This is a genomic window from Candidatus Marivariicella framensis (assembly GCF_982709265.1).
The window spans coordinates 1-17976 of record NZ_CEXPNT010000029.1; the positions used below are offsets into that span (position 1 = coordinate 1).

The following is a 17976-nucleotide window of genomic DNA, read 5'->3' on the forward strand; positions in this document are numbered from 1 at the left end:
CGCTTGACTGGCAGTCAAGAGGTCGTGGGTTCGAGTCCCATCTTCTCCACTATTAATAATAAGGGTTTACAGGTAATTGTTTTGTGAACCTTTTTTAATTTGTCCCGAAACTTGTCCCTGATTAGTTTGTGAAAAGTCTAAAAAATCTGATCCAAAAGTTTAAAGAACCACCCCCACTAGGTCTAAATAAATCCACTTTCCTTTTTGGGAGTGCTTCGCTATATGGGTATATTATCCAACTCCTGAAATTACTGAAGAAGATATGCCTGTGGTTTAGTTTATTTTCCAATGTAGGAAATACTTTTCTTGCCTGGATATATTAAAAAGAATCGGTTAGCTTTGTTTTTGAGTTTAATTCTCTGCGTTTTCACTCAATTCAATAGGCTTGTAGCCACCTTTTGATTGGAAGTAAAAAATAAGAAATAAAAAACAGATCAACATAATTACAGGAAAAATAATAATAGTACTCAAAGCCTTTTGAGTTCCATTAGCCTTAAGTTTTTCAATTAGTCCATTTAAAAGTTTCTTATTGGAAGCTCCATCGATAGCTTGATTTAATTTAGCGGCGTCAACCTCTTCATAATTAATAATTGAATAAATAGTTTTATTCTCTAACGGAAGATTCATAATGCCATTATTAACTAATGTTGGTGGCGCAATTTGAGCCAATTCTTGAGAGACTTGAAGCTCATTAATTTGAGAATTTGATTGAAACACCCCAATTATTGGAGCTCCCAGCATACCAACAGTGAGCATACCAATGCCGCTAACAGCGTTCAAGGTAAGCGCGCCTCCTTTAGGTGTTTGTTCTGCTACCACACCTAAAGTGGTAGGCCAGAAAAAAGTTTTCCCTAGACCATACAAAGTCGCTGCGAGGAATATAAACCACCCTGTAGCTATCGAGAGAGTATATAGCCCAAATATGGCGAGAACAGAACTTATAGCTAGTAAGGTTAAAGGTGATATTTTATATAAAATTTTACCAGCAAAAAGCCTAAGGACCAGCATGATAGCCGATGTGTAAATTAGCACCCATCCAGCATCGAAACCCTGTTTATTCGCGACACTCTGCATAATGGATTGAATCCATGAATCGGTACCTAACTCTGTGATAGCTAAAGGCATAATAATAAAGCAAAGAAATAATAGGATTGGACGCCCAATGGTTTTAACATACCATCCAAAAACCGTCACAATTAATACTCCAATAGCGATAAAACCATAACGCATTAAATAATCATCTGATTCAGGTTTAAAGAAATCGTTTAGCTGAAGCACTAGTAAAAATGCAACCAGTATTGCACCACCAATGCCAAACTCTTGTAGCATTTCTTTATAACTAACTCCAGCAGCAACACGTTCATTTTTTGGAAACTTCTGCTTAATTAAGATTATAAAATATAAAAACGCAGGAATAACTGTAATAACTATTTTAATCCACCATTCAACATTACCTAAACCAATTACGATAATACCAGCAAGTACTAATCCACCTGGCCATCCGGCATGTAAAATATTCAACCATTTCGTTTTATTTTTATTAAACATTGTTGCCACCACAGGGTTAATAAAAGACTCAACAGTTCCGTTCCCTAGTGCAAAAATTAAACTTCCCCAATATAATAAGTCATAAGCGACATCAATGTGACCGACTTGTAATTGTTGGTATGCCAAATAGCCTAATATGCCCCATGAAACATGTCCTATAAAAGCAAATATCATCGCTATTTTATAACCAATTCTATCTATAAATAGACTAAAAAAGACAATAGATACAAAAAATGGCCAAATGCCAATTCCTGTAAGTCGTCCAGCTTGAGCTGGATTCAAATCAAAAGCTTCACTCCAAGTATCAATCAAAAAGACTCTAGTAATAAAACCAAAAGCAGTGGTAACTAGGGCTATAAAACAGCCCCAAAATAAAATCATATTTGTAGATTTAGCTGTACTTGTATTCATTTCCATAATTATTTATGTTTTATTAAATTGATACTAAACTTTTAAAGGATTAAAGTGTTAGCGCTTTAAATTTTTGAGTTAATTCTGTTAAAGAGGTTTCTACAGCCATACGTTCTAATGAAGAAGCACCAACAAATCCATGAGCATCGGTGTTTTTAAGAATTATTTTAACGTCTTCTGGAGTATTCACAGGTCCACCATGTGCTAAAAAGATAATATCCTTATTAACTGTACGTCCGGCATTTATTATTTCTTGTGTTCGCTTTATTGCAAAATCCATATCTACTGTAGCTCCAATTACACCAATGGATCCACCTACTGTTGTCCCTACATGAGCAATTATTGTATCTGCACCAACTTTAGCCATTTGAATAGCTTCTTCTGGAGTTGCAACATATACACATGAAAATAAATCCATTTTGGTTGCTAATTGAACCATTTCAACTTCTTTAGAAAATCCCATCCCTGTTTCTTCTAGAATATTTCTAAAAGATCCATCGACAATAGAGTGGGTAGGGAAGTTGTTAATCCCTGAAAACCCCATATCTTTTACTTGTTTTAGAAAATGCCACATGCGTCTGCGCGGATCAGAACCATGTACACCACAAAAAACAGGTATTTCCTCAACGACTGGGAGTACTTCAAATTCTCCAATTTCCATAGCTACGGCATTGGCATCACCATACGCCATTAAGCCAGCTGTAGAGCCATGACCAGACATTCTGAATCGTCCAGAGTTATATATTATAATAAAATCTGCGCCTCCTTTTTCAATAAATTTAGCACTAATTCCAGTTCCGGCTCCAGCTCCAATAATAGCTTTTTTCTTAACCAAAGTTGCTTGTAATCTTTCTCTAACTTCTTCTCTGGTATAAGGGTTTCCTTTTCCCGTCCATGTGTTTGGCATATTTTTAATAATTAATAAAAGTCTGTTTTATATTATTTTAATTAGGTTTTCTACTAATGCAACTGCAAAGTCCTCATCATTAATGTGGGCATCAATTTCTATAACAGGAATAGAGGGTTTTGTATGTTCTTTGATTGATTCAAACAAAGCCTTATCCACTTCGGGTTGATAGAAAATATCACCCTCACTATCAATTTGAGAAATTCCTTTTATAGGCAACAGCACCGTTACTTTTGCTTCAGACTTATTCAATTTAGTGGCTAGACGTTCTCCAAGAATTTTATTTTCTTCCCTATTAGTTCTTAACAAAGTAACATCTGGTGCCCAACTATAAAGTTGTCTAGATTTAAATTCTTCTGGAACCGTATCTAAATGAGCAAAATTCACCATATCTAAGCAACCAGGGACAACTACTTGAGGAATTTCCATTTTGGAAGCTGCTGTTAAACGCTCAGGACCTGCACTACAAATGCCACCGCAAAGATCATCTGCTAATTCTGTGGTAGTAACATCTAGTACAGCATCAAAGCAACCTTCTAAAATTAAAGATTCCATTGTAGCACCTCCAACTCCTGTAGCATGAAAAGCTAATACTTCATAACCTTTATCTTTCAATAGGTCAGTGCATTTATCTACACATTTAGTTGTGTTTCCAAACATGCTTATAGCAATACTTTTTTTTATATTGTCTGAAACTTCCACTTTTACATCCACCATACCACAAATGGCTGCGGCTGCTTGTTGTATTAACAATTTACTAATACTATTAAGTCCGGCAACGTCAACAACAGAGGGCATTAAAGTAATATCTTTAACACCAACTTGTCTTGAAAGGTCTTTGGCCGCAAGCGTTGTTAAGCAAAGTTTTGGTATGCCTAACGGAACCACTTGCATCGCTGACAAAGCAATATAGGTACCACCCCCGCCCCCCATACCAATAACACCTTTTATTTTATTTTCAGCTACAAGCGTTTCTAAAATTTTTGCAGCTCCTTGCCCCATTAAATCTACAGCTTTCCCCCGATCTCCAGAGTTTTTAATAGCCTCAATTGAGATTCCTGAAGCTTCCGCCACTAGAGAATTATCAAAATCAATGGTGAAATTAGCGGTGCTTTCCATAACACCTGTATTTATAGTAATAACGTGTTGATCTTTATTTTGAATGCATTCTAATAGATAGGAGAAATCTTCACCTTTTGTGTCGAAACATCCTAGTATTACAATCTTTTTTTCTACTGTATTCATTATAAAACACTATTTAATTAAACATTAAAATCGAATACCACAACTCGCTCTAATTTAGGGATTACTAAATTCTTTACTTTTTCATGAATAGGATGTGGTAAATAAGCTTCTCTAGATTCGGGACTATCAAAAGTCATTATAAACCCATATGTATACCCATCGTTGAACCCTTCGCTACTATCATAAGGTCCATGCTCCATTTTTAAAAGTCCAGGGATTTTTCCAACCATAGCTTGCATTGTTGAAAAACATTCTTCAATTTCTTGATTTGTTATTACTTCTTTAAATTGAAACATTCCGAAGTGTCTAGTCATAATATTTTTTTTATTTGTATTTAATCTTGTATAAAAGCAAATACGCCTTTTTTATTACCGATCACAATATCAATCTTACCGTCATTATTTAAATCACCTGTGCTAATTTGTCTTCCAACTCCAGAATGATCATCAATTAAATAAGGGATAAATTCTACAGTCCCATCCGGACATCTATTTGTTTTAAACCAATATAAAACAGCAGGGTCTTCAGAGCCTGGGTCACGTCCATTATGCGCATAATAACATTTTCCAGTCACAATATCTAGAATGCCATCACTATCTATATCAGCAAAATCTAAGGCATGTAACTGACTAAAAGATACGCCATATTTATTATCTGCTTTTAAGTTGGTCATTATTTTATGCTCCTTAAAAGCAATATTATTATTTGTACTTATTTGCTCATGCCATGAGAGGCCATAACCATGAGCGTTCATAGCTGTTACAACATCATTATCGCCATCGCCATCAACATCAAAAGCAAACATCTGGGCACCTCCTTGCTCAGGAGAAAAAGGGTGTTTATGGCGCTTCCAAACCGTTATATAATTCCAATTCGTTGGTTGCTCCCACCATCCACTTTTTTCTAGTATATCTATAAGTCCATCCATATTAATATCACTTGCCCCCAGACCGTGAGGAGAACGTTTTGGGTCGTATGGGCTAATAGCTAAAGTCTCCCATTCATTTTCATTATCTCCATTGGGAATTCCCAATGTAATTTGCCCATTACTAAAAGCTAAAAGCTCCTTTTTTTCATCACCAATTATATTAATTAAGTTAGGAGATTCATGATCAACATGTTTCTGTGCGTCTTGATATTTAGGTTTTTCTTTTACTTTCTCAAAGGACTTCGATCTTTTTCCGGGGTTTTTAATCCATTTACTATCGGTTCCTGGTAGTCCAATGCGTAATATATCTGTCCACTTATCATTATTAAGTTTATATGGAAACGTGAAGAAGTTGGTTGCATAACCTTCTAATCCAGGACCTGTAATGGGATAGTGTTTTACTGGCGCATATGTAAATTTTTTTTTGAACTCTGGACCTTTCCACCATACAGATCCCGCTATAACATCTTGATAGCCATCAGCATTAATATCTCCTATTGATGCACCTTCTGTAATATACTTATCTAACAATTGTACTTTTTTAAAAGACACGTTTGTGAGTGGCAATTTTTCTGTTTGAGCCTTTATTTGTAGTGATGTTATACAAATAAAGAAGCTAACAGAAAATTTTATTTTATTTAAAGTATACATCTATAAAAACAATTTATTTTAATGTTTTAATATAAGCCAGCAAATCTGCAACTTGTTTATCAGAATAATCATCAATAAGCCATTTAGGCATAAACGAACGCCCACCTATGAAACTTTGCGATTTAATTTCACTAGCTTGAATGAAAACTTTGGCACCTCCCATAAAACCAATAGAAGTCCCTCTATCATCTCTTTTTATAAGATATCCCTCAATATTGCTCTCATCATTTTTAGTAACTCTATAAACGGCATAATAACCTTCTAATGCAGCATCTGGATTAAGAATAGCCGTTAATAAAGCTTCATTTTCTCGTAATGCCGAACCGTCAAGCGCAGGAGCATAATCATATCCTTTATCCCCAACGCTATGACATAGTATGCATGTTTGAAATAGTCCTTCTCCTTCTTTTGCATTGCCATCTTCTTTTTCTGCAATAGCCATAAAATATTCAAGTTTAGTCTCAAAGGCTTTTTTATCTTCTTCCTGTCGCTTTTTTACTTGGTCTAATATCTCTATTCCGACAGGATCTTCTTTGTTAGATTGGTGTATTTTTTCCGCGCTAGAAATATCAAAAATTTTATGTAATAATAATTCCTTTTTAAACAATTTTTTTAAAAGTGAAGCGCCATTTTTGGACCCAGATAAAATATTTGCAACTAGTTTTTGTTGTGTTTCATCTAATTTTGGTAACCATGTTGTTAAAATGGTGATAGCCTGAGGTTGATCTACCTTTACTAGCGCGTGTAAGGCATAAACTCTTATTTCATCCTTTAAGTTATTATTCTTGGCCAATTGCAAAAAAATCATTTTATTTTGTTCGGGTTGATTTTCAAGAGCAAGTAGTATTAAATTAAGAGTCTCCTCTGAAGAAGTTTCTTTAATTAATGGTATAATATTATTTTGAAGGTTTTTAACTCGTAACTTGCCGATGGCCTCCAGACCTAGACGTTGCGTAGATTCATCCTTGCTTTGCAGCAAAGATTTTACAGGATTTGATAGCAATTGAGTTAATTGACTAGATTGTACTTGAGTTAAATTTTTTAATGCGTATTTAACGTAAGTTTCGGCCTTTTCTTCTTGTTCTAATGTAGGTTTAACAGCTTTAAATATAGCTGGATTAGAAAGCATCTTTGCGGCAATTATAAATGTAGATTCATTTAAGCTCATTTTTCCGCCTTGTTGTCCCCATAAATCAAGAAAAATACGTTCACGTTCTTTCTCTTCTAATGCTTGACTTGCCCATATAAGATTAGCAGGGTCTAACTGTTCTGCTTGAGGTGAAGCAATAAACTTTTTTAATTCATCTGAATAACTTTCAAGTGTTTTTCTTGCCAAAAAACGTTCGAAATTGCGTTCATAAGACCCTCCCATTTCATTGCCCTCAAGTTCAGGTTTACAGGCTTTTACCAATAGATTTATAGTTTCTGCATTAGCAACACCTACTTCGTTTAATGTTCTAAGTACTTGAGAGCGAACCATAGGGTTGCTGTCTTCAGAAACATGCTCTAATGCACTAGCAATCGCACTAGCGTTTAATGAAAACGAGGCCAATGATCTCACAGCTTCTCTACGTAAATTATGTTCTGGAGACGCAAGTAATGTACGTATTAAATTTTTATCATAATAATGAATATCTTCTATAGACCATAATGCTAAAATGCGCGTTGTTTCACTTTGAGATTTGTCTGAAGCGAGAGCCAACAACTCATTTGAAAGGTTTTTAGTTTCTTCAATTGGACGATCACTTATTTGATGCCATGCGGCACGTTTTGCCCAAAGGGAAGGCGATTTTAAATGTTCGACAAGGTCATTTGTTTTAACTTCATAAAAGTTCTCAATAGTTCTTGGTTTTTGTGATTTATGACGAATTCGAAAAATACGTCCGTGAGATTTATCACGATCTGGATGCGTTGTTGGTAATTCGTTATGCGAAATGATTTTATTATACCAATCGGCAAAATATAAACTACCATCGGGACCAAATTCCATATTAACAGGCCTAAACCAGTCATCTTCAGAAGTTAAAAAATCTGGTAAATGTTTAGAAAAAACAGTGCCATCAGGATTACGTATAACCTTTACAGCATTTATTTTACTTGTAATAGGGTTTGCTATAAAGGCAACATCTTTCCATGCTTTTGGAAACGACCCTTCATCATCATCAGAAAAGGCTATACCAGAAACTCCAGTTCCACCTAAGCGAAAATCATGTAACTTTAAATACCAAGGTTGATACGAACGAACACGCTCACTTCCTATTCCAGGAAATGCTGTTCCTCCTTCCATAGGAACTACAGAATATCCCAAGTCATTAGCTTCAGAGGCATACCATTGTCCACTGCCTCTAAGTTGGAATCCCCAGATATTGTTTAACCCTGCGTTTACTAACTCAAGTTTTTTGGCATCCAAAGAGAATCTAGCAATTTTACTAAAATCGATACGCAATTTGGCATCACTTACTAACGAGGTCACGTTTCCTTTATTAAGTGCACCATGACTAAAATGAATCCAATCTCCAGGAGCTCGAACTAATAAGTGCGCCATAGTATGGGTATCTGTAATACCAAAACCAGTTAATAAAGGTGTACGCTTATCTGCCTTTCCATCATTATCAGTATCACTTAAAAAAAACAATTCTGAACCTTGTGCAACGTAACTACCATTTTTATAAGGCAATATACTTTGTGGAATGGATAATCCATCTGCCCAAACATTCGTTTTTATATCTGAATTATTATATAAGTTTGAAATTACTAATATTTTGTCTTTCCCTTTTTTTTGACCACGATACAATGAAAAAATATGTTTGAATTTTTCATTTTTTTCCTGAGCTTCAGGATTGTCCATTAATTTTATTAACTCATTCCATTTAACATCTGCAACAGGATCTAGAGGATACATTTGGGCTGTTTGTGTCCATAATTTTCCCGCATCATCAAAGGTTATATCTATGGGGTTGATAACACCATCTCTTTCACTTGCAACCAATTCGACTACAAAACCCTCTGGAACCTTAAAACCTGCTAACTCTTCTTCTGGAGAATTCAATTTTTCTCGTTGAGAAAACGTTTTTCTTGAATACTTAACTAACTGTTTTTCAGTTAGAGTAGGATCGTTATCAATTATTGATTTATCTACATTTTCACATGCAATGATTAGTATGGTTACTAAACTTATTAAAAGAGATGATTTAATTCTATTCACTGTGTTTATTATAAAGTTATTGATATTTAAAGCTGGGTAATGGTAATATTCTTAAATTCTATTTGTGCATTACCACCACTATGCAATTGCATTCCAAAAACACCCTTAGAAGGCATGCTCTTGTCTGTTTCTATATATTCACAAGTTTTAACACCATTAATATAGAGTTCATGTTTATTACCTTTGCATCTTATAATATAACTGTTCCAACCATCTTCTTTTAAGAGGTGTTTTAAAGTACTCAAGTCTCCACTTATAAGTTTTCCACGGCGGTGCTCATCATAAATATCTCCCCAATATCCTTTTCCTATATCCGCTTGATAGCCAATGATTTTATTATCTTTAATTGTTGAACGATACTGAATTCCACTATTAATTAATCCTAAACCATGATCTCCAGTAAGTTTAAAAAGACAACGAAATTCGAAATCCTCATACTCTTTGACTGTATGTAAATAAGTGTTTGAAGTGATTTTTTTAGTTCCATCTCCGCCAGTAATGACACCATCTATTACAGACCAGATGCTTTGATTAGATTGTTGCACAGTTTTCCAACCTTCTAATGAATCACCATTAAATAGTGACGTTGTTGTAACTGTTTTTTGTGCAAAACAACTTAAGCTGCTTAAAATTAAAATGGATACTGCTAATTTTGAAAACTGAGTTAGGAAATTTTTTTTCAATTGGAAATTATTTAGGTAAACAAACTCTAATATAAAAAATGAATAGACTTAATCATTTAGATAATCCACTCAACTTTGTGTCTGAAAATGACAATTATCCTCATAAAAACTTTAAAATTTGTCTCAAAAAACATTTTGCTAATTCCAAAAGATCTTTATTATAATATACATTTAAACTAGTTTTTTTTAAATATTTATGCTAAAAACTGTAATTTAATTTTAATAAAACTCTTCTACGTAAAACGGGAAAAACTATAAAACTAGCATCTGGATTGGCCGCAATAAATTCAGGAGTCACTCCATTTGCATTAGCACCAAAACTATTAGCGCCAAAAAAATTGGCTAATCCTTCAGAGTTAAACAGGTTGGTTGCTAACATGTTTACTGATATATGTTTACTAATTTCATAACTAACTCCCGCATTAAAAACACTATAAGCGGGAAGTATAAATCCATTAGACACATTACCATAACGTTTGCCTAAAAACTGCCATTTAATAAATGCTGATATATTGTCTTTTTGATATTCGCTACTAAGGTTAAACATTAACTTAGGGTTAAAGGGTAGTATATTACCAGAATAATCTATAATAATATCGTCATTTGTGTCAACCGAACCTGCTGCATTATAAACCTTCCATTCGGTAGCTTTTGGGTTCTGAATAATTCCGTTAAAATGAAAAGTAATATTCTGCAAAGGGGAATAAACACTTTCCCATTCTAAACCAATTGTTCTTGATGTATTAAATTGAATCGGTGTATAGAAAATATTATTATCGTTTGAATCAAATTCGAAATTAGCTAAACCAACATTTTTAAGCTGGCTCCAAAATGCGGTGCTTGTAAATGAAAAGTTTTTAAGATTATACTTTACACCTATTTCGGCTTGGTTTATTTTTTGGACTTCTCCCTTTTTGTTTATGGGTACATTTGAGAAATTATTAAAATAGTGATTTAATTCAGGGGCCTTATTTCCTTGTGAAAATCTAGCAAATAAAGCAGCTTCATTATCAATTTTATAATTAACACCTCCTGAAAAGGACAGGTATCTATAATTGTAATTAAAACTATCTTTTTCTCCTGTTGGAGCTAAAACGCCATTATCATAAGCTGTATTATCATTTCCGTCTAGACCTCCATTTTGCACAAATGGAGCAAAACGATCTTTGCTACCTTTATGTTTAATGGTTTCATGACGTAATCCTAAATCTAAATGAACTTTATCTGTAACCTTCCATCGATCATTAACAAAAGTAGATACCTGACTTACTTTAGCGTTAGAATTTACAAAAAATAAACCGCCGTAATTGCTAACACCATTGGAATCGGATAGTTCAATTACAGATTGACCCGGATTCTCAAGTGTTACATGAAGCAATCTAGGGTTTGGCTCATATGTTACAAAAGCAAAACTTCCTTGAGTGAATAAAGACGTGTCTGAAAAACCTAAAGCAAAGCCTGTTGTAATATCATGATGTTCTAATTTTTTTTGTAATGTAAATTGATTCATCCACTCATCCGCTTTATTATCTTTGTACCAAGCAGAAGTTCCCATAATGGCATCATTTGGTAAAGAACCTTCACTTAAGTATTGTATGGGATTACCTGCTAAAACACCACTATTATCAACTCTAGCAATTTCATAGCCTGATTGTGCATCTCTAAAAACAACCTGACCAATAGGGAAATCAGCACCGCTAATAAAATAGGCTAGCGGGTTGTTTAAAGAAACAAATGCATTACTTATTGAGGTTTGCCAATTGGCATCTTTGGCAGAAAATTTAATGTTATTTCTTAATAGCCAATTATTACCTATGTCTTGGGATACATCAAACCCAAAAGCTAAATCTTTAGCGTGAACACCTTGTGATGGGTCAAAACTATTTGATGCCCCACGAGAAAGGTTTCTTCCGTCAGGAATATTGCCGTTAAAACTTGACATTAATAACGAGGTTGAACCAAAATTTTGTCCAAAAGCTGGAGCAGGGTTGTCCCAGTTTGTAGCAGCAACACCTGTATACCGATTTGTGTAATCATCTAATATTTTTCCATAAAATTTTAAGTATCCATGTGCATTCTTTTTAATGATATTGGATTTAAACTGTCCGCCTTTGCTAAAAGTAAAATCCGTGTTTCTAGCACCATCATCATGTCTGTAATGTCCACCTGCATTAAAAAACCAGTTATTACCTAACGGCCCTCCAATACTAGCATCTATTTTGTATAAGGAATTCCCTTCTCCTTGAAAACCACTTGCTAGTTGAACATCACCTTCAAATTCATTTCGAACACCTTGCGAGATAAAATTATATATACCCCCAGGAGCATTAAGTGCTGTAATAGAAGAGCTTCCACCTCTTAGAGCTTCCACTTTTTTGGTAGTTAGGTCTAGGCGATGAAAAAGATCTGGACTATAATATGAATGTTGAACAAGACTAACAGGAAGCCCGTCTTCTTGAAGAGACACATAATACCACCCTGTATCATCTTCTGCTGAGGCTGAAACACCTCGTGTATAAACTTTAGTAAATACTTCACCTGCTGATGCGTCTGTAAATGTGCCAGGAATATTTTGAAGTAAACTTGCAGTTCCCTGCGGATATACTTGTTGAAGTGCTTTAGAGTTAAGTATACTAAGTGATGTACTGGATTCTAGCTGAATTCTAGGATCAAAACTACCTGTAACTACTATGTTTTGTAGGTTTAACAAATCATCTTCTAAAACAAAAGAAAGTGTTACATCTTTTTGAGTCACTTCAATAGTGTCCTTTATAGTTTTATGTCCCAAATATGAAATAATTATTACATAGTTGCCAGCAGGGATATTTTTTATTTTAAAAAGCCCATCTGCATTAGTTATGCTTGTATGGATAGAAGGACTTAAAACAATATTTGCGGCTTCTAAAGGATTATCATGACGATTTTTTACTTCTCCGTTAATGTTACTTTGAGAAAAAACTGTATTACAAAACGGACTTGTTATTGTAAAAAGAAAAAGCATTATAATTTTGTTCATATTTATATTTGAAAAATGTAAAGTTATTAAATAGAAGTCTTAAAAAAAGAGATGCTTGGCTCTTTAAAAAAGCGGATTAATTCAATATTATTGATTTCTGTTTTATCTAATCTTTAATTGATATATGACGCCAATAGCTGCTATTAAAAGTCCAATAAATTCCCTAGCACCTTCTAAATAGGGCTTATCATAAACCATTTCGTCAAAAATCTCTTCTCTGTTTTTTGTTTCTAAATAGTCAATAAATAATGGAAAATAAAATGCAGAGTATGCTAATAAAGCTATTATTATTAAAATTAAAAGCGATTTAGAAATGGGTTTAAAGTTGCTATATAAACATATAATTGATACAATGAAATATATTGAAAACCATAAAAAACCATCAGGATCATTTATTTGTAATAGCGCAAAAATGATAAAGACAACACATAGAATAAAATTAGTAATCTTTTTCTGTTTGCTAAATGCTTCAATCTGTTTCATTTGTTTTTTCAACTTAGATTCTATATTCGTCATTAAAAAGATATTAGGATAACCACAACCTTTACTTATTATTATTTAGCTTCCAAGAAGTCACCTATTTGTTGGTAAGCTTTATATCTTTCATTATATAGTTTTGTGCTTTCTAAATCAGGTTTATAGATTTTGTCAAATCCTTGACCTAAAAATGAAGCTGCCGTTTCAACATCATCATAAATGCCAGCAACCACTGTAGCGAACATAGCAGAACCGAGTGCGCAACTTTGCTCAGCCGTATTGACTTTTATAGGCACTCCTATCACATCTGCCATTGTTTGCATGACAAAATCAGACTTTCTAGCTACACCTCCTAAAGCTATAATACCTTTGATGGGAATACCTTTTTCAATAAAATGCTCCACGATTTTTTTTGAACCGAAACAAGTTGTTTCTACCAAGCTTCTAAAAATATTTGGAGCATCACTTGCCAAATCAAGATTAAAAATTCCTGCTTTTAAATATGGATTCGCATTAGGGGTTCTACGTCCATTAAACCAATCTACAGCCAATTCTGAATATGCGTCGAATGGCAAACGTTTTGCAGCTTCACTTAAATCCATTAAAATATTGGTTTCAATGGATTTAATGAGCTGTTGTTTTACTTCATCGTCTAAATCAGACTTTAGAATATAATCAAATGTTGTTTTGGTAAGCAGTTGTTTGAACCAGTCGTAAACATCACCAAATGCTGATTGACCTGCTTCAAAACCAATCATGCCAGGAATAATCGACCCATCCACTTGTCCACTAATACCAGGCACCAAAATCTGTTTTTTATCACTTCTTGGGATAACCAACATATCACAGGTTGAGGTCCCCATGACTTTACTCAAGTAATACGGTTTTATTTGACCACCAACAGCTCCAAGGTGTGCATCCAAAGCTCCAACACCAACCTTTACGTTTTCGTCCAATCCGAGTTTTAATGCCCATTTAGCACATAAATTCCCTGCAACGGTATCTGAGGTAAATGTTTCTGAAAATAAAGGATGTTCAAGATTTTTAAAGAGAGGGTCCAATGAGGTGAAAAATTCTTCTGGTGGTAAGCCACCATGTTCTTCTGACCACAACGCTTTATGTCCAGCAGCACAAACGCTTCGCTTTATATTTTTGTAATCAGTGCCTCCAGTTAGTAAAAAAGACATCCAATCACAATGCTCTAGCCAAGTGACCATATCATTGCTAACTTTTGTGTCCGCCCTTAAAGCATACAATAATTTCGCCCAAAACCATTCTGATGAATAAATACAGCCTGAATATTGGATGTAGTTGGTTTCGAAAATTTTAGCATGATTATTTATTTCATCGGCTTCCTTCATTGCGGTATGATCCTTCCAAAGAAAAAACATGGCATTAGGATTGTCTTTAAATTCGTCTTTTAAAGCTAAAGGCGTGCCTGTTTTATCTACAGGTCCTGGCGTTGAACCTGTCGTGTCAATGGTGATTGCTTTTACATTTTGTATAATACCTTTTGAAACATTTTCAATTAAGTTTTTTATAGTAAATTCAAGCCCTTCCAAATAATCCATTGGGTGCTGTCTGAATTGATTTTTAGAAGGATTACAGTATAACCCTTTCTTCCAACGCGGATACTCATATTCAGCCTCTGCAACGATAGTACCATTGTGGGCATTAACCAATATTGAGCGAACTGAAGCTGTACCATAATCAACACCAATTACATACTTATCATCCATATCACTGATTATTAACTGTATAATACATTATAGATTCCACGGGCTATAAAGTCTGTCCCTACTATTCTATTTGTCTTTTTCATTGGTAAATATCTTTATATAAAATTCTAATTCCTCAGCTTCTTGATTATTCAATGGCTTATTAGACTTTGATAACTTGTTAAAACGTTTTTTCTGAAAAGCTAACATTTCTGTCATCATTTCTTCACCTACTTTTCTAGCAAATTTACTATTGGGATATTGAGTAATATCAGTTAATTCTAGATAAGTAGATCCTATTGGTCGACTATTTTTACCTTGTATTGAGTAATCTCCAATATCTTCTTTTGCCTTCATTGTCATGCTCTTAAGCTCTTGAACTATTTCAGGAAATTCATTCACAAGATTTTTTGTTTCTCCAATATCTGTTTCTAGATTATACAATAAATCATTTTTGAATATGCCTGCATAGTTAGTAATCCAATCAGCTGATTCGCCATATCTTCCAGGTCGAACTTCAGGTCTAGCAAAATGTAATTTCCATTTACCTGACCTAACTGCCTGCAACCAAGTGCCTGCATAATGATAATATATTTCATGTGGTATTTTTGTGTTTTTTTGATCCAAAATATATGGAAATAAATTTTTGCCGTCTATCACTCTATCATCAGGCATAGAAGCTCCCGCTGCTGCAGCAATAGTAGGAGCCATATCAATAATGCCAGTTATTTCACTGTATACTTTAGAGGCTGGAATAACATTTTTCCATTTCATAATCATTGGTACACGAACACCACCCTCCCATGTGGTCATTTTACTTCCCTTGAGTTTGCCAGCACTTCCCGATTGTTCACCATGTCCTGCCCAAGGGCCATTGTCTGAGGCAAAAATGATTAAAGTATTTTCTTCTAATCCTTCTGCTTTTAATTTTTCAACTATACGACCAACGCTCCAGTCAATTTCCTCTATAGCATCTGCATATAGTCCGTTCCCACTTTTACCTCTAAAACTTTCTCCAGGGTAAATTGGTATATGGGGCATTGTATATGCTAGATATAGAAAGAAAGCCTTTTTTTTATTTTTTTCAATAAAAAAAAGACTTTCTTCTGTAAAGTCTCGTGTCATTTTTGAATGATCTGGACGCATAGTAAGCAATGAATCATTACGATAAAGAGGAACTGCAAAATTTTCGAATTTTTGTGTTCCATTGACTAATCGAATGCCATAGAAATAATCAAAACCTTGCTGGTTAGGAGCAAAAACATCTTCATTACCTAAATGCCATTTTCCAATACATGCAGTTTTATAATTTTTAGTTTTAAGAATTTCCGCAATAGTAACTTCATCTGGATTTAGCCCAAAAGGGGATCCCCAAAGCTGAACATCTGGAAACCCTGCTCTAGGGGCATAACAACCTGTAAGAAAAGCTGCTCTTGTAGGTGAACAGATAGGATGAACATAAAAGTCAGTAAATTTAACCCCCTCAACTGCCAATTGATCAATGTTAGGGGTTTCTATGGTCTTAGAGCCATAACTTCCTAAATCTGCATAACCCTGATCATCTGAAAGGATAAAAATAATATTAGGTAATGCCCCGTCGTCACTAGAAACGTTTTCACTTTGTTGAGCAGATAAAGTTCCAAATGAAAAAAGACAGATAAAAAGATTGATTATATTTTTAATACCCACCTTAATTATTAAGGTTTTAAAATGTTCTTTAGCTTTCACAGTTAATATGCTTGTTTTCTGTTTTCTAATCTTTCAGGTGCGGATTCACCCCGCTACCTTTTACTCTGGTTGGATTATTAATATTTCCAGTATAATTGAGAAGTCTTTTCTGATCTTTTCCATTAATGTTCCAATCTCCTAGTTCTTTTCGTGCTTTTTGGGCATGAGATAATAACCTTTGAACAACCTCAGGGTATTTATCTGCCAGATCAGTTTGTTCTCCTATTTCATCTCCAAGATCAAAAAGAACAGGCTTGTCAAGCTTTTGAAAACCTCCCAGACTTGAACGCGACCAAAAAACTTTGCTCTCAGGAATTCTCGGCAGATGAAGTTTCCAGTTTCCTTCACGTAAAGCTTCAAGTGTAATACCATTATAATAATACAAAATATCGTGCTCTGTTTTTGATCTCTTCCCTTTTAAAACCTGGGTTATGTCAACACCATCAATTTTCCTGTCATTTGGCAACTCCGAACCAGAAAGATGAACAATTGTTGGAAATATGTCCATAGTTGAACAAACCGCATCGCTCACTTGCCCCGGAGGGATTACACCCGGCCATCTGGCAATGGATGGAACACGATGGCCACCTTCGAACGTGTTATACTTGGAACCCTTCAATGGCCAGGCTGATCCTGCAGGAAGCCATGGTCCGTTATCTGAAATAAAAAACACAAGAGTGTTTTCATCGATTCCCAGATCTTTTATTGCTTTTAAAACTTCCCCGACCTGCCAGTCAAGTTCTCTTACCAGAGCAGGATAGATCTCATCCCCACCATCTCGCAGGTGCCCCTTTATAGGTTGATTTTGATAAATCTCCCATTCTGCCTCTGTGGCAAATTGCTTATTAGGCTGCCAAGGTCCATGAGCAAGGTAATGAGCTAAATAGATGAAAAATGGCTTGTCCTTGTCATGACTTTTTTTCATAAATTCTATTGTTCTCTCTGTCAATTTATGATGAATATCTTGATAACGAACAGAATCTTCAACAACTTCATCACCTTCATATACAGGATTTGTACCGCCGATAGGAAAATTTCCAAGGCTTCCATAATATTCATCGAAACCATGGCGTAGAGGATAAAATTTTGAATCCCATCCGAGATGAGATTTTCCATACATGGCAGTACTATATCCTAAAGGTTTAAGTATTTCAGGAATTGTTAATTCTGATTGTTGTAAGCCAATATTTTGTTGATAATCATCTCCAAAAACAGCGATGGCATTAGGGACAGTGGGTAAGCCAGATCGATTAGGATATCTTCCTGTAAGTAAAGAAGCCCTGCTGGGAGCGCAAACACTACTAGTAGATTGCCAATCTGTGAATCTAACTCCTTCCTCAGCCATTCGATCTATATTTGGTGTTTGTATTGCTGGATCTTTAGCGCCATAGCAAGAAAGGTCGTTGTAGCCTATATCATCTACAAAGATCACAATAATATTTGGTTGTTTATTTTTACT

At 34.7% G+C, this 17976-nt stretch carries 12 protein-coding genes; all 12 read right to left on the reverse strand.

Translation table 11 applies throughout. The annotated features are described in order from the left end of the window. Positions 1-351: 351 nt before the first annotated feature. Positions 352-1959, reverse strand: coding sequence for an MFS transporter (locus AC34EU_RS07985; protein ID WP_489666826.1), 1608 nt, complete (start codon positions 1957-1959; stop codon positions 352-354). Between the two features lie 49 nt (positions 1960-2008). After that, positions 2009-2866 carry a phosphoenolpyruvate hydrolase family protein gene (locus tag AC34EU_RS07990; RefSeq protein WP_489666825.1) on the reverse strand — a complete coding sequence of 286 codons (858 nt, stop codon included), beginning with the start codon at positions 2864-2866 and terminating at the stop codon, positions 2009-2011. Between the two features lie 27 nt (positions 2867-2893). After that, complete coding sequence (locus AC34EU_RS07995; protein WP_489696170.1) at positions 2894-4111, reverse strand: Tm-1-like ATP-binding domain-containing protein; 1218 nt, start codon at positions 4109-4111, stop codon at positions 2894-2896. Between the two features lie 17 nt (positions 4112-4128). Next, positions 4129-4425 carry a Dabb family protein gene (locus tag AC34EU_RS08000; protein ID WP_489696171.1) on the reverse strand — a complete coding sequence of 99 codons (297 nt, stop codon included), beginning with the start codon at positions 4423-4425 and terminating at the stop codon, positions 4129-4131. Positions 4426-4445: 20 nt separating this feature from the next. Then, positions 4446-5570: an FG-GAP repeat domain-containing protein gene (locus AC34EU_RS08005; protein ID WP_489696172.1), complete on the reverse strand. Its 1125-nt coding sequence runs from the start codon at positions 5568-5570 to the stop codon at positions 4446-4448. Positions 5571-5703: 133 nt separating this feature from the next. Next, positions 5704-8895: a PVC-type heme-binding CxxCH protein gene (locus AC34EU_RS08010; protein WP_489696173.1), complete on the reverse strand. Its 3192-nt coding sequence runs from the start codon at positions 8893-8895 to the stop codon at positions 5704-5706. Positions 8896-8921: 26 nt separating this feature from the next. Further along, entirely contained in the window at positions 8922-9578 is a 657-nt protein-coding gene (locus AC34EU_RS08015; protein WP_489696174.1) for a 3-keto-disaccharide hydrolase, read from the reverse strand. Positions 9579-9777: 199 nt separating this feature from the next. After that, positions 9778-12594: a TonB-dependent receptor gene (locus AC34EU_RS08020; protein ID WP_489696175.1), complete on the reverse strand. Its 2817-nt coding sequence runs from the start codon at positions 12592-12594 to the stop codon at positions 9778-9780. A gap of 102 nt (positions 12595-12696) precedes the next feature. Next, positions 12697-13110, reverse strand: coding sequence for a transmembrane 220 family protein (locus AC34EU_RS08025; protein WP_489696176.1), 414 nt, complete (start codon positions 13108-13110; stop codon positions 12697-12699). Between the two features lie 38 nt (positions 13111-13148). After that, the gene (locus tag AC34EU_RS08030) at positions 13149-14810 is read right to left on the reverse strand and encodes a ribulokinase (RefSeq protein ID WP_489696177.1); all 1662 of its coding nucleotides are present in this window, start codon (positions 14808-14810) and stop codon (positions 13149-13151) included. Between the two features lie 66 nt (positions 14811-14876). Further along, positions 14877-16517, reverse strand: a complete 1641-nt coding sequence (locus tag AC34EU_RS08035) for a sulfatase family protein (protein ID WP_489696178.1) — start codon at positions 16515-16517, stop codon at positions 14877-14879. A gap of 25 nt (positions 16518-16542) precedes the next feature. Next, on the reverse strand, positions 16543-17976 hold a 1434-nt coding region (locus AC34EU_RS08040), incomplete at its 5' end, for a sulfatase family protein (protein ID WP_489696179.1).